We start from the raw sequence: 21,559 nt of genomic DNA on the forward strand, positions 1-21,559 counted from the left end.
GAAGACACTATGGCAAATTATCGTGACCGTCGTGTAGGTCAAGAAATCATGCGTGAAGTGAATGATATCTTGAACAAACGCATCAGAGATCCACGCGTCCAAGGCATCACTATTACAGATGTTCGTGTGACCGGTGATTTACAACAAGCAACGATTTATTACAGCTTGTTATCTGATTTAGCTTCCGAACAACAAAAAGCTCAACAAGGATTAGACAAAGCCAAAGGACTGATTCGTAAAGAATTAGGACAACGGTTAACCTTGTATAAAACACCAGAGTTGATTTTTGAAAGAGACGAATCTGTCCAATACGGAAATCACATTGATGAGTTGATTCGTAAGTTGAATCAAGGTGAATAATTAAAAAGAAAAAGCACACCAGACGAATGGTGTGCTTTTTCTTTTCATGATTTCTTGATAAAATAGTCATGGAGGTGCAAAGATGAAAAGAATTGTTGCTTACTATAAAAATGGAGATCGTTATTTAAAAGAAATGGGTTCAGGCAAGAGTTCCCTGTACTTTTTTCTTTTCTTCTTTGTACTACATAGTATGCGGGAACATATTATTCAGTTCATCGGATTTTGGCCGTCATTTATATTCGTCTTCATACTTGTCCCAAATCTTATGCTTGGCGTCGGACATATTAACCATTGGTACAAAAACCGCTCTTGAATTTTCCAGAATACTTTTAAGCATGGAACAAAATCCTTATTGATTTTGTTCCATGCTTTTTAAGTTAACCCAGTATTTAATACCATCACAGAATAATCCCTAAATTCAAAAATCCGTCCTTTATAAAGATAAGTGGCGCCATACTTTTGTCGATAGTACGTAATCACATTTTTTAATGTTTCAACATCGATTTCCAAAAATTCAGCACAAGAATAATGGTTGCTTAAGCCAGCTTCAGAGCAACGAATTAAATCGTCTAATGTAACTAATTGCTCTAAGGCCACATTGCGGGCTTTCAACTCTTGCTTCCGATTTTCTGTACAATTTTGATTTAAAATAGTGCCAACGGATGTTTGATAATGCCCGTATTCCTCGGCTAAAATATTCTTCTTTTGACGGGTACTCAATGTTTTTTCAATATAAATTTTGCCATTTCGATACAACCCATAACAACCTGTTTGATTGTATAAATCAATTTCTAAAACCGTCACATCCTTTTGAATGGAACTGACGAGTTTTTCATAATCATTCACTTTACCATTCACCTGCCATTACTTAATAAAAAGAGTAGATGGGAAGTTAATCCTCTTTTTTGTCAGAAGAAATCGATTGTTGATATTTGGCATCAATTTCATCCAAGTAATCGTGAATTTTCTCGATTTCTTCTTTTGAAAATATCTTTTCTGGATCCCCAGCGTGGGCAGCCAGTGTCATTTCGTCACGGCGAGGGAATGAGAGAATTTCTGCTTGCGTTTGTTGTTCGTGTAATTGTTGTTCGGCAAATTGATAAACGATGGCTTGTCGTTGGGGTTCTAATTTTTTATAAATGCGGTCGATAGTTGAGGCATTTTTTTCCATGGGAACCTCTTGTCCCATCAACCAGGCCTCATTAATGTCTAATGCATCTGCAATGCGATAAACTTTGTCTTGTTTTGCTTCGTAACGACCAGCTAGCCAATCGCTGATCGAAGATTTACCGATGCCAGTTTTTTTCGCTAAATCACTAGGTTTGATGTTCTTGGCTGTTAAAGCCTCTTTTAAACGGATAGCAAAAATGTTCATATTTCCGAACCTCCTATTGCCTCAAAGTATACTATACCTGTTTAGAGAAGGCAAGTAACAATCGCAATTAAAATCACCGGTTCATAAAACCGAACTTATGAGTTGACAGTGAAAATATTTGATGCTAAGATAGAGCCATTCAAATGTTCGGTTAACTGAATTTTTTTTGGATATTTTGTTCGGAAAACCGTATTTTTGTAGAAAGGGTGAAGAAATGAGTCGGAATTATAAAAAAACGTTGTCGGATATGTTACTTTTAGCAATTATTTTATTAATAAGCAGTGTCTCAATAAAAATTGGAGCCATCGTGATTGGTATGATTGGCCTCATGGAATTACTAACAGAATAACAATAATTTAGTCAAAAGGAGAGAAGCGGATTGGCAGAACGACGCATGTTTGCAAAAACGATTATTGATAGTGATGCGTTTTTAGATATGCCCTTATCAAGTCAGGCTCTGTATTTTCATTTAGCGATGCGTGCCGATGATGATGGATTTATCAATAATCCCAAAAAATTGCAGCGAATGGTCGGTTGTGGTGAAGACGATCTAAAATTGTTGATGGTTAAAAAATTTATTCTAGTATTTGAAAGTGGTGTGATCGTTATCAAACATTGGAAAATTCATAATTATATTCGCAGTGATCGTTACAAACCAACCTTGTATCAAGAAGAGAAAAATCAGATTGTTGAAAAAAATAGCAAAGCTTATACGTTTAAAGCAGAATCGTCTGTCGGTGGTCAACCAGCTGACTACCAACGGTTACCACAGGAAAGCTTAGTCCAGTCTAAGTTAGGTCAGAGTCAAGGTAGTAGTTCAGAAAACGATTGTTTAAAGATGATTTATCATTTTTATGAGGAAAACGGCTTTGGTACACTGGCCTCAAAAACAAGCCAAGATTTTAAGTATTGGTTGCAAGATTTTATACAAAAAGGGGCTAGCCAAGAGGAAGCATGCCAATTAATCTTGCATGCTTTAGGAATTGCCGTCGATCGAAATAAACGGAATTACGGCTATGTAAATGCTATTTTGAAAAGTTGGGAGCAACAAAATTATTTATCCGTACATGAAGTTCTGGTAAATGATAAAAAACAAGTGTTGGAGCATACGCCGCAAATGACAGAAGAATATCAAGAGTTAGGTTTTTAAAGAAAGGAGGAAATCAGTATGCATGCGACAGATCAAACTTTTCAAATACTATTGAGTCAATTGTTAGAAAAAGTTGAAGACCGTTGTCCTGAATGTGGCAGTGAACAATATGTTTGGCAACAAAAAAATAAAGATGGCACAGAACGTTGTGCCCCAACTTGTTGGTCGTGTGGGTATAAAATGCTAAAAAAACATGAACAAGAAGCCACTCAACAACGTTCTCAAGAGAGTTTTATGGCGCGTACACAAAAATTTTTTCATCAAGGGTCCTTAATTGCTGATGATGCGCTACGGCAATGTCGCTTAACCAATTACCAAACCACTGAATTAGAAACAAGACAAGCAAAAGAACGGGCCTTAGCAGCAGTTTCAGCGATTGTTGAAGGAAAGCCAATCCACGTTATTTTTTCAGGGAAACCTGGTGTTGGTAAAAGTCATTTGGCTATCAGTATTTTAGTTGAAGTCTTAGAACGCTCTGCATATCAAAAGTATTGTTTATTTGTCAGCTACTCTGAGTTATTAGAAAAACTAAAAATGTCCATGAATGAATCGGCCAAAAGCCAAGCAAAGGCTCAAGGGTATATTACTAGAATGAAAAAAGCAGACGTTTTGGTTTTAGATGATTTAGGTGCTGAATTAGGAATTAAAAATAAAGTTAGTACGGATTTTAATAATGACATCTTAAACCGAATTTTAGAAGGTAGACAGAATAAAGCAACTATTTTTACTACTAATTTTTCTGGAAAACAACTGGTGGAGGCCTATGGAACACGCATTATTTCTCGTCTAATGAAGCACGCCAGTGGCTATGTTTTCCAATACAAAGACACAACAGACAAACGAATGAGGAGTGTGAAATAAATATGTTAACAATTATTATTGGGTTTATCTTTTGGACAATGACACTAATGTTAGGTTATCTAATTGGTGAAAGAGAAGGCCGTAAACATGAGTAATTTAACAAAACGTAAAAAAGATTTATTTGAAATGAAAAGCGTTGTATTTAAAGATATTTCAAAGCAACAAAGCGAAAAAGCACAAAAAAGAAAACGACTCTTACAACTAATGAATCAATATCCCGATTGGGCAAGTCAAAAAAATAAACTTATTATGCAGGAAATTCAAGAATTAGGACAAGCAATCGGTAATTGGTCGATGGATCAATCAAGACCCATCCAATCCATCAAGGCCGCATCGTTTACAAAAAGCGAGTATCTCTATTTAATTTGGCTCGGTTATTCAGATGAAGCGATTCGTCACGGCTTAGACATGTCGAAAGAGTGTTATTTTATTTATCGATTAACACTTTTAAATGAATAAAAGTAAAGGAGATTAACCAATGCGTACGTCAACATTTAATTATATCAAAGATATTTTAGCAGACTTTTATAAAACAGATGAGTATATCCGTCAACGGGAAGAAGAATTACGGCACCCTTATCAAGAAGCAGATTTAAATGCTGGTATTAGAGGACAAGGACTTCACTCTGTAGTGACCGAACGAATGGCGATTACGATAGCTATGGATCGTCGTCTGTGGAACTTAGAGAGAAATCGAGACATTATCAAAAATTGTTTAGCTGAAGCGGATGAACAAACGCGCGTGATTATTGAAGAACTATATATGAAAAAACGGCCCTCTTTAACATTAATTGGACTTGCCCAGCAATTATTTATTAGTAAAAGCCAAGCCTATAAATTAAGAAATCATTTCTTTGAAGCGGTGGCGGATGAACTAGGGATGTAAACATGGAAAAAGCGTGGAATTTTTTCAGGTGTCAACATGGTAAATTAATAGTGTCGAAAGAGATAGATAAACGTGAGGCAACCAAAAAAATGAAGACACGGAATTCTATGATTTTGACTGCTTTCTTGTGTCAGCTATGAAGGAGCAGAAAATGCCGGCTACTTTCAAGATCCTTCATTTTGACTAGAAGAGAGCCAATTTGTTAACCAATCCTGAATTTTTTGAATGGAAAGGTGGCGCTAAAAATGAATGAAGCGGAACAAGAGTTATATGAAGCCCTTGTTGCAATCTGCCAGACGTCAGGATTTTTGTTGCTAGAGGAACTGCCGACAGATTTACCAGATCAGCCATTTGTTTACTTAGGTGATAGTAAAGAATTACCTAAGCCAACTAAATCAGCTATTTTGGGAGAAATTGAATTAATAATGCATGTTTATGGTGCGTTATCTGAACGACAACAAATTTCTACAATTAAAGGAACGATTTTACGGCAGGCAACCAGTAACTTAAAACGAACGGCTCATTTTAATTGGGGTATCAAACATCAAGAAGTCAAAGCACAAATGGTAAAAGATACCAAACAAATGAAAAAAACAATTTGGCATGCTGTACTACCATTACACATGCAATTTTACTAGGAGGAATTATCAATGGGAGAAGTTATGCAAGGAAAAGACCGTATTTTATTAGTTCGTCGCTTGGATGAAGCAGCGACAAAGAAAGCAATGAAACCCTTATTTCAAATTGAACATGAATGGGAATTCTCACGTGAATCGAGCGGTACGCAAACAAAAGATGGCGTTGCGAATGCTGTTTCTGGTTTAGAAGTTACGTTATCGTTAAGCGGTTTAGCCTCTCGAGATGATGAAAATTTATACATGAAAGACGCAGTTGAAGATGGCATCTTAATGGAATTTTGGGATGTTGATTTAAAAGGTGAAAAAAATGCGGAAGGTAAATATCCAGCAATTTATGCCCAAGGTTATGTAAATTCATGGAGTTTACCAGCCAATGTAGAAGAATTAGTAGAAATCGAAACAGAAGCCTCTATTAATGGCAAACCACAAGATGGTTTTGCAACAGTAGAAGCAGATATTATTGCGGAAGCACAATATGCGTTCCAAGATACTGTTCCAGAGAAAGCACCACAACCTGGCGCATAATCAAAAAAGTGTTGAATTTTAGGAGGATAAAAAATGAATTTAGAGATTAACGGAAAAACAATTGAAGTGAAATTTACGATTGGCGCGATTCGCGAATTAGATAAACGTTACCAAATTGAAAATGGCGCTGCCAAATTCGGTATGGGCATCAGTTCAGCAATGATTTATTTACGCCAATACAATCCAGTAATCTTAGTTGACATCATGGAAGCTTTACAAAGTGGGCAATTAAAAATAGGTAAGTCGGAAATTGAAGCATGGTTAATGACCCAAGATGTCAAAAAACTTTCAGATGATCTGCTTAAAGAAATGGGAAAGCAACCTCTTACAAAACCAATGATCGATCAGTTCAGCAAAGAAGCGAAGAAAGCAGAAGCGCAAGCGACCAACTAATTAAAACGAGCGATGACGTGTATCACGACATCGCTCTTTCTGCTTTTCGCTACTTAGGCTGTCGTTCGTTTGAAGAAGTGGATCGGATGACCATGTCTGAATTTGAATTACGAATGATTGCTTTTAATTTAGCAGAAGTAGATGAAGAGCGGAAAAGGCACGAGCTTGCCTACTTAAATGTTAAAGCGCAAGCGACAAACAAAAAAGGAAAACCCGTTTTTGAAAGCTTTAAAAGTTTTTATGATTATGAAAAACGAGTTGCTGAAGTTCTGGCAGCTAACCAGCCACAACGAACAAAATTAAATGAGCGGAAAAAAACGCAACTTGCCACTGTGGCAGAGCGTCTACGCCGCTATCGAGAAGGGAGGAGAGTAGATGGAGAATGACAAAGAAAAAACGCCGTTATCGGAGGCAAAGAAAAGCCTTGCAGGCGTCCAACAAGCATTAAAAAGTATGAGCGGTGAGTATGCCTTATTAAGTGGATATTTAGGGAAAATTAGTGCGGGTGTCAATCAGTCAGCCACGGTCATGAACACATTTAAAACCGTCATGCAACAATCTGGAGAAACAGTGAAAAAAACAGGAGACGAAACAGCAAAGGCAGCAGATCAAATGAACACAGCGTTAACAGATTCTGCTGAACAAGCCGGTGAAGCAGCTAAAAAAGCGGGGAAAGAAACCTCTGATGGCTTTACTAATGCACAAAATAATATGCTGAGCTTTGGGACGGCCATGACTAGTGCCGTTTCCTTACCTATGCTGAACGTTTTAAAAACAGCTATGGGCGTCGGTGCTGGGGTCAGTGGCGAATTTCAAGGAATGCAAGGACTGATTATGGCCAGTGCAGGAGGGATTTCTGATTCATTGCAAGGCGAGTTGCAAGGGGCATTGACTCAGATGAATCAATCATTTGAAGCGGCGGCACAAGTGATTCAAAGCGTGATGGCTCCAGGAATGGAAATTTTGGTTCAAGTGGTTATTACAGTCGTCAAAGGCATTACAGCTTTGGTTAATTTATTTATCAAATTACCAAAACCCGTCCAAGTTTTTATTGTTGCCATTATGGGCATTTTAGCCGCCATTGGGCCCATGTTGATTATGGTAACGATGGCTCAGCTAAAATTTCAACAGTTTAGTGCTGGTTTGGCTCTTGTACAAGGAAACATTGGGAAGTTAGGTGGTGGCTTATCAAAACTAAGTGCTAGTTTTAGTGCCTTAGGTGGAGGACCATTAATTTTAATTGTAGCAGCCGTTTTAGCAGCGGTAGCAGCGTTTATTTATTTCTATAAAACCAATGAAACATTTAGAAATAGTATCAATAGCTTAGCTAGTGCCATTCAAGGAGCTGTTTCAGCGGCGTTTGGCAAATTGGTAGGATTGCTACAACAGATCCAGCCGGCCTTTCAGCAAGTAATGGCAGTTTTTAAACAATTTTTTGCAGTAGGCTTAGAGAAAATGGCGACTATTTTTTCAACAATTGGTCGTGTGCTAGCAGGCGTTTTTGCCAGCGGTTTGCAATTAGGTAGTAACTTATTAGGGCAATTTGGTGGCACCTTTGACAAAGCTGGTTTAGCGGTTGGTCTTTTGGTAAAAGTTCTGACAAAGGTTGCACTGGCTGCATTAGGAATTTCTGGGCCGTTTGGTCTAATTATTTCCTTGATTGTTTCATTCGTGACGGCCTGGATGAAAACCGGTGATTTGAGTGCGGGTGGTATTACCCAAGTCTTTGATAATTTAGGTAACACGATTACATCGGTTACAACAATGCTGGCAACTAATCTACCGAAAGTTATACAACTTTTTACAACAGTCTTAACCAGTATTCTCGGGAAAATAACAGAAGCTATTCCAAGCATCGTAACCGCGTTATCTAGTTTAATTACGTTAATTGTTGGTGCGATCGTTGCCAATTTGCCAGTCTTAATTGAAGCGGCAACACAAATTATTACTACGTTGATTCAGGGGATTACAACAGTCTTACCAATGTTGATAGAAGTTGGTTTGAGCTTATTAATGACTTTAGTTAATGCGATTGTCACCGCCTTGCCAACAATTACAACTGCAGCGATTAATATCATCACTACATTAGTGACAGCTTTTGTCACAGCGTTACCAATGCTAGTTACAGCAGGTGTTTCAATTATCACGGCCTTAGTCAATGCATTTGTTACTATGTTACCGTTGATTTTGACTGCTGGTTTACAAATTTTGATGGCATTAATCACTGGGATTATGACGATTTTACCTCAGTTAATTCAATCAGCGCTGACGATTATTCTAGCGTTAGTGACAGCGTTGATAGGTGCCTTACCACAGATTATCAGCGCAGGTGTCAAATTGTTAATGGCGTTAATTCAAGGAATTATTTCGATTTTACCAACCTTAGTTGCGGCAGCTATTACCTTAATTTTGGCATTGGTAAATGCCTTAATTGGTGCCTTGCCACAAATCATCAGCGCAGGCGTCAAATTGCTAATGGCTTTGATCCAAGGGATTATTTCAATTTTACCGCAACTGGTTACTGCAGCAATTACGCTAATTACCGCTTTAATGGGTGCGTTAATCAATGCGTTGCCACAGTTGTTAAGTGCTGGGATTCAACTGATTCAAGCCTTAATTAATGGTGTACTCAGTCTATTGGGTGCCTTGCTGTCCGCAGCAGGAACATTAATCTCACAAATGATCACGAAGATTGGTTCTTATTTTGGTCAACTGTTAGCTTCGGGCGGACAGTTAGTTGAAAATATCAAAAATGGGGTTACCAATGCAGCCAATCAGGTAAAAAATGCCATTGGTTCTGTAATTGAAGGTGCTTGGCAAGCAATCCAAGGTTGGTTTTCAAAATTCACCGATGCCGGTGCGAATATTGTCGGCATGATTGCTGATGGAATTACAGGCGCAATTGGAAAAGCCAAAGAAGCAATCGATGGAGTTGTCAGTAAAATTCGTAACTTTTTACCATTTTCACCAGCAAAAGAAGGTCCCTTATCTGATTTGCATAAATTGAATTTCGGCGGCACGATTGCCACGGGGATTTATGCAGGCGAAACAGCCGTTAGTAGAGCAATGGCTTCTATTTTAGATTTACCGCTGTTAAATGATTTTGCCTTGGACTTAGCTGGTCGAGGAAACTTCACGGCAACGATTGACCATCGTTTAGAAAATGATGCATACAATCGACCATTATTTGTGACAGTAGAGTCAACGTTAGATGGAAAAGTTGTCGCAGCAACTACGGCGCCTTATTTAGCAACAGAGTTACAACGACAACAAGTGAAACAAAATAACCGCTTAGGAAGGAGAGGATAACATGTATAAATTTGTTGATACCAATCAAGCAACTCATTCAACGCCTCTTCCTTCAGAAGCGTTGAATTTTAACGGCCAATTTTTAGAAAAAGTCATCCCTGGCTATCAAACATTATCAGTTTCAGGACGAGAATTAGTTCCAAGCGAAATTGAAAGCTATCAATTAGGGATTCGTGATGGTAAACGTCACGTTTATGCGCGAATTCCAGAACGAGAATTAACAGTCAAATATCGCCTTTCAGCTGTGAATAATGAAGCATTTCGAGATGCATTTAATCATTTAAACGTTGCTTTGTTTACGGAAAAAGACGTTTCTATTTGGTTTAACGATGAACCGGAAATGCTGTGGTTTGGCAGTAAGTCTTCAGTGAGTGATGTACCCGAAGGTGTTAACCAAGTAACAGGCACCTTTACTTTATTGCTTTCTGATCCGTATAAATACACACGGAGTGATGCGACTAGTGTGATGTGGGGTTCGCCAACCATTACATTTCAAGCGAATTACTTAATGGGGAATACAGGCTCAGGTGCAGTTGATTTTCCAATTTTAATTGAAGGCGGGGCTTATTGGGGATCAACCATGATTACCTTTCAAAATCGGGCTTACACGATGGGGGATTTAGGCAAAGAAGTTCGGCCAATTGAAATTTATCCTACGGTTGAAGGATTAAAAGTCAAACCGACCATTATTTTAACAGGAACCGGACGTGGTGTTTGGATTAAAACACGGAACGATACAATTAACTTAGGAGACTTTGATCGTTCGGAAATTATTATCGATACTGAAAATTTTTATCTGACAAAAAATGGTGCACCGATGATTCGACCAATGAACGATTTTTATCTATATCCCAATGAACCGCTGTATATTCAAGCCAAAGATAGCGACTTCCGCTTGACGATTCGCTATCCTAACCGATTTGTGTAGGAGGGTGATTAAATGTTAATGGCGCTGGATTTGAAAAGAACATATACGGCAATCTTGGATAATGCCTATCAAGTCAGTTATGAAAAAATAGAGAACAAAATTGGCAGTTTAGATTTTACCATGCCACTAGATGATCCTAAAAATGAATTTATTGCAGAAATGCAATGGGTGGAACTGACCGACAATGAGAATGAATATATTGGTTTATATCGCGTGATGCCAACCACAATTAAGAAAGATGCGAACAATAATCAAATTCATTACTCTGCCACAGAAGCATTATGTACCTTAGGTGATACTGTCCTTTTTGGTTGTCACGAAATTAAAAACAAAACAACGAAAGAGGCCATTCAATTTTTATTGAATAAACAAAAAACAAAGCATTGGGTCCTAAAAAAATGTGATTTTTCAAGGAAATTAACCTATAAATGGGAAAATGAAAATGGGTTAGTTGAGCCTTTATTTAGCATCCCAGCCGATTTCGAAGAGGAATATCTTTGGCAATGGAATACAGAGGTCTATCCTTTTGAACTTTCATTAGTCAAACCGCCAACAGAACCAGTTGCGCGAATTCAAGAAGGTTACAACATGCAAGGATTTGAAATAGAACGTAATCCCAAGATGCTAATCAATCGGATTTATCCATTAGGTTCAGGCGAAGGTGTTAACAAAGTCAATATTCGCTCGGTCAATCAAGGGGTTCCGTATTTAGAGAACAAGGCCGCAATTGACCGCTATGGTTTATTGGAGTCAATTTGGGTGGAACAGCGTTTTTCTGATCCCAAGGCATTAAAGGAAAATGCTTTGCGAATGTTAGAAGAATGGACCAAGCCACAAGTTTCTTGGGTAGTGACTGCAGCTGATTTAATTAAATTAACAGATCAACCTTTGGCAATCGATCGTTTGCGGTTGGGCACGGTTATCATGATTAATACGAATGAATTTGGGAGTGTCAACCTTCGTATTAAAAAAGAAAGCAAAAAAGATGTCTTTGGTGCCCCCCAAGACATTCAGCTAGAGTTGGGAAACCTGCAAGAAACAATTCATAGTACCATGACAGCTTTCAGTCGGAAACAAGAGATTAACGAAACTTACGCACAAGGGGCGACGACACTTTTAAATCGTTCAATACAAGGAGAACTTAGCAAGACACAGCCAGTGGAGCTGAATTTATACTTTGACGAGGACATTCTTTATATAAACACCGCAGAATTAACGTTCAAGGCAACTGCTAAAGGACCTTCGCATTCTGTAACGAACATTGATTTGGTAGTGGATGGCAAAAAATTACCCCAACTATCATTGCAACAACAACGGCTAAACATTTTGAGTTATTTACGAAAAACAACAGATGAAAAAATCGAACGCGGCAATCACACGCTTCAATTTTTCTCTCATCAGCCACTATGGTTGGATGCTTCGGTCATCTGTCGTGTGTATATTCAATCCCAATTGGGTGGCCAGTTTTAATAAAATAATGAAAACTAGAGGAGTGTGACGAAATGTCAGTAGAACATATTGAAGAATTAGATACCCTGAATCAAGGTCGCCTTAAAATCAATGCAATCTTGGATCAGTCGAATGCATCAGCTGAGAAAGTAGATGCTTACCAAGTCCAGTTAACGAATGGAATTTCTGAAGCGAAAAACATAGCAGATGAAGCTGGCAAAGAAGCCGTACAAATTGCCACCGATGCAGGCAATCAAGCAAATGAAACAGCCAACCAAGCGATGAACAATGCCAAAACAGCAATCATGATTGCAGGAAATGCAGTTTCAACGGCAAATAATAATAAACAAGAATTTGATACTTTACGAAATGATTTCGATCAATTAGTAGCAGAAGCGGGTGATAGTAATCCAGAAATTGTCCAAGCACGTACAGATACACAAGGCATCAAACAAGCTACCTTAGCGAATCGTCTTCAAATTGATTTGAATGACCGTATGACAAAAGCAGACGGTATTTCTTTATTGGCTAAGCCAACTACTGTCAAAATGAAGTTAGACTTTAACGGTAAAACGGCCGGCAATACAGCCACCAATGCAAACAGTTATTCCACTGATTTTACGGCAAAAATTCTTAAGAAGCCAACAGACGTTTGGGAGGAAGTTTCCCAAGCGGACTACAATAAAATGGCCAGCCGTGATGATGAGGGCGTGAAAACAGGTTCCACCCAAAGCGGTGTGATTCCGCAACAATTAGCGGCCTTCAATCTCGTTGAAGCCGCTAAAAAATTAATTCCACAAATGTTTGAAACAGTCACAACTGACGAGGCGGTGGCATTTATTCGCCAGAACGTTCAATTTTTTACGATTAATCAACGTGTGAAAGCCGCTGCGCCCAATAATCAAACGATTAAAATCGCTACGTATTTACCAACTACGGATAATTGGGTAACTCAAATCCAAGAATCAGCAAAAGAGTTTGGCGATTTTTCAATTCAAATCAATGATCAGAATTTTATCACAGATGAAGGTTTCATTTATTTAATGAGCTATACAGATTCATCGAATGGGGTAACGCCAGCTAGCTTAGAAGTTGATTACGTGGGGCTTCATATTGGTCTGTCTGTTGATGCCCAAGCGGTTTTAGCGAAGAGTGGTTTTGTTCAAGCAGAGCAACTCAATACCCATATGGAAAATCAAGATAACCCGCACCAAGTAACCGCTGAACAAGTGGGGCTAGGCAATGTAGAAAATTATGGCTTCGCATCAGACAGCGAAGCAGTCGCGGGAACTTTAACGAGTAAATATATGCACCCGAAAAACGTTGCGGAAGCGATTAAAGGTCAAGCTGTGACACAAACAGGTGATCAAGAGATTGCTGGGGTGAAGAATTTTGTAACTATGCCAACCGTCAATGGTGTGCCTTTGGAATCCTCTAGAATGGCCATTTATGAAGCTAGTGGAGTTGGTGAAGTCGAGGCAAAATATCAGGCGGCCTTTAATAAGGATAATATGAAATTTGTATTAATTAGGGTAGGAAATCGTGTCGATGCATTTGTAAGATGTAATTTGAGTGATCCAACGAAATTGAATAATAATTTGGTTAAAGTGTTTACTGTTCCAACAGGATATACATTATCGACGAAGATTACAAAGGGAATATGGAATTTGGCGTTAACTGCTATGCAATATACATTCCCTCAACCGAATTGTGCTGGTTTATATGAGATGGGAAATCAAGGAATTCTTTTTGGTGCTAACCGTGCTGGAAATATTTACCTACAAGGAAGTTGGTACACGGACGATCCGTTTCCAACAAAATAACAAGCTAGTTTAGGAGTCTTTTTATGGAACGTTATCTCAACACAATAACAATGCTTTTAAGCATTTTCGGTGGGATTGTCGTACGTTTATTAGGCGGATTAGATCAATTGTTGGATGTCTTCCTCTTTTTAATTATTGTCGATTTCATCACAGGTTGGATTAAGGCAATCGCCACAAAAGAATTGTCCAGTCGGATTGGTATGCTCGGAATTGCGAAAAAAGTGACGATGTTATTTGTGGTTGCCGTAGCGGTTCGTGTTGAAAAAGTTGTGGGGAACAATTTGCCAATTCGGGAAATGGTTCTGATTTTTTACATTGCGAACGAAGGACTTTCTTTTTTTGAAAACATTGCGACCTTTATTCCTATGCCGAAAAAGTTAAAAGAGTTATTTATTCAGTTAAAAAATAAAGATGATTAAGTAGAAGTGGTCGGGACAAACGTAGAACTTTCGGCTGATTGCCGAAGAAATTACTTCTGTCCCGCCATTTATCTGCAGGTTTAAGCCGTGGAAGGGAAGTTATTTTGACTTTCCTTTCATGGCTTTTTTAAGAAAGGAGCATGCTATGTTTAAAAAATTAATGATTCAACTTGCTTTAGTGATTGGTTTAAGTTTAACGATTCCGATGACGGCTTGCGCTTACACCATCGAAGCGGATCCAATCAACTTTACTTATTTTCCCGGCTCTGCAAGCAATGAATTAATTGTTTTACATGAATCTGGAAACGAGCGGAACCTAGGACCACACAGTTTAGACAATGAAGTGGCCTATATGAAACGAAATTGGTCAAATGCTTATGTCTCATATTTTGTCGGATCTGGTGGACGAGTGAAACAATTAGCTCCTGCTGGCCAAATTCAATATGGCGCAGGTTCTTTAGCTAATCAAAAAGCCTATGCGCAAATCGAATTGGCTCGAACGAATAATGCGGCGACGTTTAAAAAAGATTATGCTGCCTATGTTAATTTGGCCCGTGATTTGGCTCAGAACATTGGTGCTGATTTTTCGCTGGACGATGGAACAGGTTATGGCATAGTCACTCATGATTGGATTACAAAAAATTGGTGGGGAGATCATACAGATCCTTATGGTTATTTAGCGCGTTGGGGGATTAGTAAAGCGCAGTTGGCACAAGATTTACAAACGGGCGTTTCTGAAACAGCTGAGACTGTCATTATTCAGCCAGGTAAACCTAATGCGCCAAAATATCAAGTAGGACAAGCAATTCGTTTCACTTCAATCTATCCAACACCAGATGCTTTAATCAATGAACATCTATCAGCAGAGGCACTTTGGACACAAGTAGGAACAATTACAGCGAAATTACCCGACCGACAAAACCTTTACCGTATTGAAAATAGCGGACATTTGTTAGGCTATGTGAACGATGGCGACATTGCTGAACTTTGGCGCCCGCAAACGAAGAAATCATTTCTAATTGGTGTGGACGAAGGCATTGTTTTAAGAGCGGGCCAACCTAGTCTGTCAGCACCCATTTATAGTATCTGGCCCAAAAATACTCGCTTTTATTACGATGCGTTTTATATTGCAGATGGGTATGTTTTTATTGGTGGGACAGATACGTCAGGCGCGAGAATTTATTTGCCAATCGGACCAAACGATGGCAACGCACAGAATACATGGGGATCATTTACTAGCTAAAAAAAGCCACAAACTCTGCTTTTATCAGAGTTTGTGGCTTTTTTTGCATTCAGCAGAGATTTTGCCAAAGGGAATAAGCAACGGAGACTGCGAAGCTAGGTACTTTTATGCTATAATGACAAAGTTAGTATTATCGGAACTGGAGGAACTATAATGGACGGCATTTTACCGTTATGGAAAGAACGTGGCATGACAAGTCATGACTGCGTATTTAAATTGAGAAAAATTTTACATACCAAAAAAATTGGTCATGGTGGTACGCTAGATCCAGATGTCGAAGGGGTCTTACCCATCTGCGTTGGCAAAGGAACGAAAGTGATCGAATACATGGTAGATTCTGGCAAAACCTATGAAGGTGAAATTACACTTGGATTTGCTACGACAACCGAAGATGTTAGTGGCGAAATTGTTGAAAAAAAACCAGTTACAACACCTCTATCAACTGAACAAATTGATCAAGCAATGGCCGAAATGACAGGTGAAATCACACAAATCCCACCGATGTTTTCTGCGGTGAAAGTCAATGGTAAACGTTTATATGAATATGCCCGGAACGGGGAAGAAGTTGAACGGCCCCAACGAAAAGCTATGATTTATTCATTTGAACGTACTAGTGAACCAATTTTTAACGAATCCGCTCAAACACAAAGTTGGCGGTTTAAAGTGGTCTGTGGCAAAGGAACCTATGTGCGGACACTATCCGTGGATACTGGCAAAAAATTAGGCTATCCTGCCCATATGTCGGATTTAACGAGAACGGCAAGTGGCGGTTTGCAAGCTGCGCAATGCTTAACGTTAGAAGAAGTAGCCAAACAAATGGCTGCTGAAACAATCGATCAATGCCTGTTGCCCATTGAGACAGCAGTAGAACAATTCCCACGAATTGATTTATCAGATGAATTGTATCAAAAAGTAAAAAATGGTATGCGTTTGCACAAAAAAGAATTAGGAATAAAGGCAATGCCAGAATCCTTAGTTGCCTTATTTTACCAAAATCAAGTGGTTAGTTTATACATGCCACACCCAACGCATGATAAATTATTGAAACCAAGTAAAGTTCTACGGAACAATTAAATAAAAAAGAAGGAAGTTTTTGCACATGCAAGTTATTCAACTACATCATCCCTATGAACCCAATCAAATTCCTAATGAAGAAGTCGTGATGGTCCTAGGCTTCTTTGACGGTGTTCACAAAGGCCACCAAAAAGTAATTGAAACAGGTAAAAAGATTGCTGAGGAAAAAGGCTTGAAGTTAGCTGTGATGACCTTCAACCAACACCCATCAATCGTTTTTCAAAAAGTTTTACCAGAAAATATGAAATATTTAACTAGCTTGGAACAAAAAGAACGCCTAATGGCCAACTTGGGCGTTGATATTTTATATATTGTCGAATTTACTTCAGCGTTTGCTCAATTAAAACCGCAAGATTTTGTCGATCAGTATATCGTTAATTTAAATAGTGCAGTGGCAGTCTCTGGGTTTGATTATACGTATGGTCCTAAAGAAATCGCTGGAGTCAAACAGTTACCAACTTATGCGCAAGGCCGTTTTGAAGTGGTGACAGTACCAAAAGAAGAAATGACTGGTGCCAAAATTAGCTCAACAAGAATTCGCGAAAAAATGGAAGCCGGCGAAATGGAGGAGGTCACGGAGTTGTTAGGATATATTTATGAAACAGAAGGAACAGTTGTCCATGGCGATGCTCGTGGCCGTTTATTGGGTTTCCCGACCGCTAATGTCAAAGTGAAAAGCACCGTGCGCTTACCAAGAATTGGCGTCTATGCTGTGCAAATCGAAGTTGGTGGCAAATGGTATGTCGGCATGGGCTCAATTGGTCATAATGACACCTTTGGAAAAGGACGCGATTTAACCGTGGAAGTCTATATTTTGGACTTCCATCAAGACATCTATGGTGAGCAAGTGGTGGTTCGTTGGAATCATTATTTACGTGACCAAGTGAAATTCAATGGGGCTGAAGCCTTGATCGACCAATTAAAACAAGATGAACGAGATACGGCTGACTATTTCCAACAATCTGAGGACAAATAATGAAGATTCGTCAAGAAAAACCTGCAGAGTATCAAGCTGTAGAGCGTTTAACGTATCAAGCGTTCAAGGAATTAAACTTGACCGAAAACTGGCGTCCCACAGAGCATTTTATCGTGCATTTATTAAGAGAAAGTGCCGACTTTATTCCGGAGTTGTCCTTAGTTTCAGAAACTGATCAAGGAAAATTAACGGGTCATATTATGTCTTCAAAAGCCAAACTACGATTACCTGATCATACAGAAAAGGCTGTTTTGACCGTTGGGCCGCTAAGTGTCCATCCAGAAGCACAGAACACGGGCGTAGGCTCAGCGTTAATTAAGCATTCTGTGCAGAAGGCCAAAGAATTAGGCGTCGGCGGATTGATTATCCTGGGCCATCCAACTTACTATACGAAGTTCGGTTTTGTTCCAGCGACTACTTTTCAGATTACGTTACCGGAAAAAGAAACATCAGAAGCATTATTGGCTTTGGAATTACTGCCAGGTTATTTTGGCACAAGTGGTGGGGAGTGGCATTTTTCAACATGCTTTGCTTATCCAGAAACACACCCTGCAGAATTAGAAGCCTTTGAAGCAGAACTCGGAATAAATGAATAAAGAATAATAAGACGCGACAACTACTAGTTAAGTACTGGTGGTTGTCGCGTCTTTACTACTTTTTATTACAAAGTAGTTGACAGAACCGGTACTCAGTATTATTATGTAGTGGTACATAGTACTAAAGAGTAGTTTAGGGAGGAAAAGCAGTGAAGCAGACAGAGTTGCTAAAAGGCATTTTAGAAGGTTTAGTTTTAGCCATCATCCAAAGGAAAGAAACATATGGTTATGAAATTACAAAAATTTTAAATGACCAAGGGTTTACTGAAATTGTTGAAGGAACCGTTTATACGATTTTACTGCGTTTAGAAAAAAATCAATGGGTTATAGCTGAAAAAAAGCCTTCAGAAAAAGGACCAATGCGGAAGTTCTATCGCTTAACCTCATCAGGAGAAGCAGAACTCGCTGATTTTTGGCAGCGTTGGACGTTGCTTTCAAAACAAGTAAACAAGATGAAAAAAATGGAGGGATAGAGCATGTCAAATTTTAAAGCGTTGATCAAAAAAGTTGTGGGGGATAAAAAAGAGTACAAAGAATATAAACGACGGATTGCAGCATTACCAGCAGAGTATCGACAAGTATTTCAAGAAATTGAAAAATATGCATGGCATTTTTCAGATCATAGCGGAGCCAATATGTTCAATGCGTTGACTGATTTACTTGATTTGTTTGAAGAAGGAGCTGCTAACGGAACACCTATCAAAAATATTACGGGAGAAAAAGTAGGTGATTTTGCTGAAACAATTGTCAATGAAGTCGCTGGCAAATGGACCGATAAACAGAAAGAAAAACTGAATCATCAATTTTCTAAACAATAGTCAAAACAAAAAAAAAGAGAATAAACATGGTTGAAAATTTTTTTAAAGAAGGAAAGTTGCTGGTTATTCCCAAGAAAAATGCGAAAAAAGTCCAAGTGTTTCAACGTGTGGCCAACCAATTTGAATTTGGGAAAGAATATACGGAAAAAGAAGTCAATCAGCGACTTAGAGAAATCTATGAAGATTATGCACTTTTGAGACGGTATTTAGTAGATTATCAGTATTTAGAAAGAGATAAGTTTGGAAAAATTTATCAGAAATGTGAGCAACACACAAAAATTATATAAATGGCTTTTTTTAAAAGTAGCGAAACTAGGTGAAATGAACCAAGTCTAGCTACTTTTTGTTATGTAAGCTTAGTAATAGTTCTATAAAAAACTCTCTATTTGTTTTCTAACTCAGACTGGTAAGATTGATTTAATTAGAAAAAGATAGAGGTGAGAGAATGAATCTACGTACTTTAGGTCTAACAAAAATTCTTTTGACCTTTATTATATTAAGTATTATTGGCGCGTTAATGATTTATAGCGCCAGTAGCTATGACTTGTTGATGCAAGGCGTGAAGCCCACTGCTGTGTTTATTAAACAAGGCATTATTATGTGTCTCAGCTGGGTGCTAATGTTCGTGATTTACAAAGTTCGACTAGAAGTGTTATTTAATAAAAAAATTGCGATTGGACTGCTTTTAGTTTCGATACTATTACTGTTAATGGTTCGACTACCTTTTTTTGGTGTAGCAGCGAATGGCGCACAACGTTGGATTTCTCTCTTTGGGATCCAATTTCAGCCATCAGAACTTTGTAATTTTGCGATTATTTATTACTTGAGCTGTTATTTAGGTGAAAAAGAAAATGGCTTGACAACGAAGCAGTTAAGAAAACAATGGCTGTTTGTTTTGGTCGTTGCATTTTTAGTTTTGATTCAACCCAAAGTTGGCGGGGCTATTCTTATTTTAGTTATTGGCAGTGTCTTGATTTTCTCAGCAAGTATTCATGCAAAATTTAGTGTAATTGCTGCGGGGATTGTCGTTGCTAGCGCGGCGCTTCTTTCTAAAATAATTATTTTTCTAGGCGATCACCAGTACTTACCACATTTTTTTGCGCATGTGTATGACCGCTTAGTTGTTTTGAAAAATCCGTTTTTATCCTTTCATGATCGCGGATTTCAGCCTTCAATGGCCTATTTAGCAATGTATAATGGTGGGTTTTGGGGCACTGGACTAGCCAATGGTATGGTAAAAAAAGGTGGCTTGCCAGAAGGTCAAACCGATTTTATCTTTGCGGTGATTGTGGAAGAACTTGGTTTGATTGGCGGCTTACTATTACTATTTCTTTTGTTATTTTTAGCGGCCTCGATTTTGCGGAGTAGTTGTGTAATAAAAAATCATTGTTACGGCTTGTTTTTGTTAGGAGTCGGGACCTTGATTTTATCTCAAACGGCGATTAACATTGGTGGCGTTTTGGGTTTGATTCCAATGACGGGAATTCCTTTACCGTTTGTTAGTTACGGTGGGACAAGTTATTTAATCTTTTCAGTGGCATTAGGAATCGTCATTAAAATTATTGCAAACGAAAGGCGGCAGTTAAATGGTCAATACAAAAAAATTCAACTTACATCTTAATTATGATTTATTATTGCCCATTTTTTTACTCACACTTTTATCTTCTGGTGTGCAATATTGGATTGCCGTTAATGAAGGAAAAGATGGAACTGTGCCAGCATTAAAACAACTTTTCTTTATTTTTGTTGGCTATGCAGGCATGTTTTTAGCTAGTCGGCTGTCACAGAAATTTATTTGGAAAGTAGCTCCTTTTTTCTATGGGTTTTCATTAATCTTAATGAGTGCTTTGTATTTTTCCTATGACAAAGGAATGTATTTATTGACGGGCACAAAGCGCTGGTTAGATTTAGGGTTTATTAAATTTCAGCCATCAGAAATTGCGAAAATTGCGTTTATTTTAATGTTGGCAAAAATTATTGTCCAACATGAGCAACAAGACTGGTCTGATAAATGGCGTTCAGACAAGCAACTTCTAAAAAAAATCGTTGCGGTTAGTGTCCCTGTTTTTTTCTTGATGGCGGTACAAAAAGATTTTGGGACATCCCTTGTTTTCGTAACGATTATTCTATCTCTTTTAGTTATTTCAGGAATTGATCGCAAAATTTTAATCATTATTTTCAGCGCTTTAGCAACGTTAGGCGTGGTCTTGATTCTGTTAGTCTTTACAGAGTGGGGGCACAAAGTACTCTTCTTTTTACATTTTAAACAATATCAATTGGATCGAATTTTAGCATGGATTCATCCCTATGATTATGTCGATAAAATATCCTATCAACAAGTACAAGGTTTATTGGCAATTGGTTCGGGTGGTTTATTTGGCAAGGGTGTGCATGGGATTGAAGTGTATGTTCCTGTTCGTGAGTCTGATATGGTTTTTACTTTTATCGGGGAAGCCTGGGGCTTTGTGGGCAGTGCCACCGTTGTTTTTCTCTATTTTTACTTGTTTTATCAAGTTTTAGTAGCTGGCTTGCGGAGCAATTCGCGTTTCTGTATGTACATCTGTGTCGCCCTTATTTTTTCGCTGGTCTTTCAAACGGTGGAGAATATCGGTGCGGTGATTGGACTGTTGCCGTTAAAAGGTATTCCGCTTCCGTTTTTAAGTCAAGGAGGCACTTCGTTAGTGATGGCTATCACTTCTTTAGGATTTGTCAAAGGAAGAGAAGCCGCTACCTGAA

At 38.4% G+C, this 21,559-nt stretch carries 26 protein-coding genes; 24 read left to right on the forward strand and 2 right to left on the reverse strand.

The window, feature by feature from the left end:
- Nucleotides 1-9: 9 nt before the first annotated feature.
- Complete coding sequence (gene rbfA / locus IGK72_RS05525) at nt 10-360, forward strand: 30S ribosome-binding factor RbfA (RefSeq protein ID WP_002360497.1); 351 nt, start codon at nt 10-12, stop codon at nt 358-360.
- Between the two features lie 372 nt (nt 361-732).
- Here the strand turns inward: rbfA and IGK72_RS05530 are convergent, their stop codons facing one another.
- Both IGK72_RS05530 and IGK72_RS05535 read right to left on the reverse strand, forming a co-directional pair.
- The gene (locus IGK72_RS05530; protein WP_002382232.1) at nt 733-1,218 is read right to left on the reverse strand and encodes a toxin; all 486 of its coding nucleotides are present in this window, start codon (nt 1,216-1,218) and stop codon (nt 733-735) included.
- Between the two features lie 34 nt (nt 1,219-1,252).
- Complete coding sequence (locus IGK72_RS05535; protein ID WP_002371257.1) at nt 1,253-1,735, reverse strand: helix-turn-helix domain-containing protein; 483 nt, start codon at nt 1,733-1,735, stop codon at nt 1,253-1,255.
- A 166-nt stretch (nt 1,736-1,901) separates the two neighbouring features.
- On the opposite strand from IGK72_RS05535, the gene IGK72_RS05540 reads away from it, so the two are divergent.
- From IGK72_RS05540 to IGK72_RS05650, 23 genes are all read left to right on the forward strand, one after another.
- The gene (locus IGK72_RS05540; protein WP_023627964.1) at nt 1,902-2,084 is read left to right on the forward strand and encodes a hypothetical protein; all 183 of its coding nucleotides are present in this window, start codon (nt 1,902-1,904) and stop codon (nt 2,082-2,084) included.
- Between the two features lie 45 nt (nt 2,085-2,129).
- Nucleotides 2,130-2,885, forward strand: a complete 756-nt coding sequence (locus IGK72_RS05545) for a DnaD domain protein (protein ID WP_002394380.1) — start codon at nt 2,130-2,132, stop codon at nt 2,883-2,885.
- 18 nt (nt 2,886-2,903) lie between these two features.
- Nucleotides 2,904-3,746 carry an ATP-binding protein gene (locus tag IGK72_RS05550; RefSeq protein WP_010707651.1) on the forward strand — a complete coding sequence of 281 codons (843 nt, stop codon included), beginning with the start codon at nt 2,904-2,906 and terminating at the stop codon, nt 3,744-3,746.
- A 66-nt stretch (nt 3,747-3,812) separates the two neighbouring features.
- Nucleotides 3,813-4,205 carry a hypothetical protein gene (locus tag IGK72_RS05555; RefSeq protein WP_002360492.1) on the forward strand — a complete coding sequence of 131 codons (393 nt, stop codon included), beginning with the start codon at nt 3,813-3,815 and terminating at the stop codon, nt 4,203-4,205.
- Nucleotides 4,206-4,224: 19 nt separating this feature from the next.
- On the forward strand, nt 4,225-4,632 hold the full coding sequence (locus IGK72_RS05560) for a RinA family phage transcriptional activator (RefSeq protein WP_002360491.1): 408 nt from the start codon (nt 4,225-4,227) through the stop codon (nt 4,630-4,632).
- A gap of 221 nt (nt 4,633-4,853) precedes the next feature.
- The gene (locus IGK72_RS05565) at nt 4,854-5,270 is read left to right on the forward strand and encodes a hypothetical protein (protein WP_002382237.1); all 417 of its coding nucleotides are present in this window, start codon (nt 4,854-4,856) and stop codon (nt 5,268-5,270) included.
- 12 nt (nt 5,271-5,282) lie between these two features.
- Nucleotides 5,283-5,795: a phage major tail protein, TP901-1 family gene (locus IGK72_RS05570; RefSeq protein ID WP_002366557.1), complete on the forward strand. Its 513-nt coding sequence runs from the start codon at nt 5,283-5,285 to the stop codon at nt 5,793-5,795.
- Nucleotides 5,796-5,828: 33 nt separating this feature from the next.
- On the forward strand, nt 5,829-6,188 hold the full coding sequence (locus tag IGK72_RS05575; RefSeq protein WP_002357848.1) for a tail assembly chaperone: 360 nt from the start codon (nt 5,829-5,831) through the stop codon (nt 6,186-6,188).
- A gap of 17 nt (nt 6,189-6,205) precedes the next feature.
- Nucleotides 6,206-6,574, forward strand: coding sequence for a hypothetical protein (locus IGK72_RS05580; RefSeq protein ID WP_002361692.1), 369 nt, complete (start codon nt 6,206-6,208; stop codon nt 6,572-6,574).
- Nucleotides 6,564-9,497 carry a phage tail protein gene (locus IGK72_RS05585; RefSeq protein ID WP_430608912.1) on the forward strand — a complete coding sequence of 978 codons (2,934 nt, stop codon included), beginning with the start codon at nt 6,564-6,566 and terminating at the stop codon, nt 9,495-9,497. Before IGK72_RS05580 ends, IGK72_RS05585 begins: the two co-directional genes overlap by 11 nt.
- A gap of 1 nt (nt 9,498) precedes the next feature.
- Nucleotides 9,499-10,425, forward strand: a complete 927-nt coding sequence (locus tag IGK72_RS05590) for a distal tail protein Dit (protein ID WP_002365553.1) — start codon at nt 9,499-9,501, stop codon at nt 10,423-10,425.
- A 12-nt stretch (nt 10,426-10,437) separates the two neighbouring features.
- Nucleotides 10,438-11,895: a phage tail protein gene (locus IGK72_RS05595; protein WP_002379375.1), complete on the forward strand. Its 1,458-nt coding sequence runs from the start codon at nt 10,438-10,440 to the stop codon at nt 11,893-11,895.
- A gap of 32 nt (nt 11,896-11,927) precedes the next feature.
- Complete coding sequence (locus tag IGK72_RS05600; protein ID WP_016633492.1) at nt 11,928-13,697, forward strand: hypothetical protein; 1,770 nt, start codon at nt 11,928-11,930, stop codon at nt 13,695-13,697.
- A gap of 23 nt (nt 13,698-13,720) precedes the next feature.
- The gene (locus IGK72_RS05605) at nt 13,721-14,116 is read left to right on the forward strand and encodes a phage holin family protein (RefSeq protein WP_002357842.1); all 396 of its coding nucleotides are present in this window, start codon (nt 13,721-13,723) and stop codon (nt 14,114-14,116) included.
- 118 nt (nt 14,117-14,234) lie between these two features.
- The gene (locus IGK72_RS05610; protein ID WP_070415887.1) at nt 14,235-15,359 is read left to right on the forward strand and encodes an SH3 domain-containing protein; all 1,125 of its coding nucleotides are present in this window, start codon (nt 14,235-14,237) and stop codon (nt 15,357-15,359) included.
- A 153-nt stretch (nt 15,360-15,512) separates the two neighbouring features.
- Nucleotides 15,513-16,433: a tRNA pseudouridine(55) synthase TruB gene (gene truB / locus IGK72_RS05615; RefSeq protein WP_002357840.1), complete on the forward strand. Its 921-nt coding sequence runs from the start codon at nt 15,513-15,515 to the stop codon at nt 16,431-16,433.
- 25 nt (nt 16,434-16,458) lie between these two features.
- On the forward strand, nt 16,459-17,409 hold the full coding sequence (ribF, locus tag IGK72_RS05620; protein WP_002357839.1) for a riboflavin biosynthesis protein RibF: 951 nt from the start codon (nt 16,459-16,461) through the stop codon (nt 17,407-17,409).
- A complete protein-coding gene (locus IGK72_RS05625; protein ID WP_002357838.1) occupies nt 17,409-18,005 on the forward strand; it encodes a GNAT family N-acetyltransferase in 597 nt (198 codons plus the stop codon). Before ribF ends, IGK72_RS05625 begins: the two co-directional genes overlap by 1 nt.
- Before the next feature lie 149 nt (nt 18,006-18,154).
- Nucleotides 18,155-18,478, forward strand: a complete 324-nt coding sequence (locus tag IGK72_RS05630) for a PadR family transcriptional regulator (RefSeq protein ID WP_002357837.1) — start codon at nt 18,155-18,157, stop codon at nt 18,476-18,478.
- Nucleotides 18,479-18,481: 3 nt separating this feature from the next.
- Complete coding sequence (locus IGK72_RS05635) at nt 18,482-18,823, forward strand: DUF1048 domain-containing protein (RefSeq protein WP_002357836.1); 342 nt, start codon at nt 18,482-18,484, stop codon at nt 18,821-18,823.
- A gap of 26 nt (nt 18,824-18,849) precedes the next feature.
- The gene (locus IGK72_RS05640) at nt 18,850-19,110 is read left to right on the forward strand and encodes a DUF2087 domain-containing protein (RefSeq protein ID WP_002360471.1); all 261 of its coding nucleotides are present in this window, start codon (nt 18,850-18,852) and stop codon (nt 19,108-19,110) included.
- Between the two features lie 158 nt (nt 19,111-19,268).
- Entirely contained in the window at nt 19,269-20,444 is a 1,176-nt protein-coding gene (locus IGK72_RS05645; protein WP_002371242.1) for an FtsW/RodA/SpoVE family cell cycle protein, read from the forward strand.
- On the forward strand, nt 20,410-21,558 hold the full coding sequence (locus IGK72_RS05650) for an FtsW/RodA/SpoVE family cell cycle protein (RefSeq protein ID WP_002357833.1): 1,149 nt from the start codon (nt 20,410-20,412) through the stop codon (nt 21,556-21,558). Before IGK72_RS05645 ends, IGK72_RS05650 begins: the two co-directional genes overlap by 35 nt.
- The last annotated feature ends 1 nt before the right edge of the window (nt 21,559 follow it).

It is taken from the genome of Enterococcus sp. DIV0183 (genome assembly GCF_050541505.1).
Classification (GTDB): Bacteria; Bacillota; Bacilli; order Lactobacillales; family Enterococcaceae; genus Enterococcus; species Enterococcus faecalis.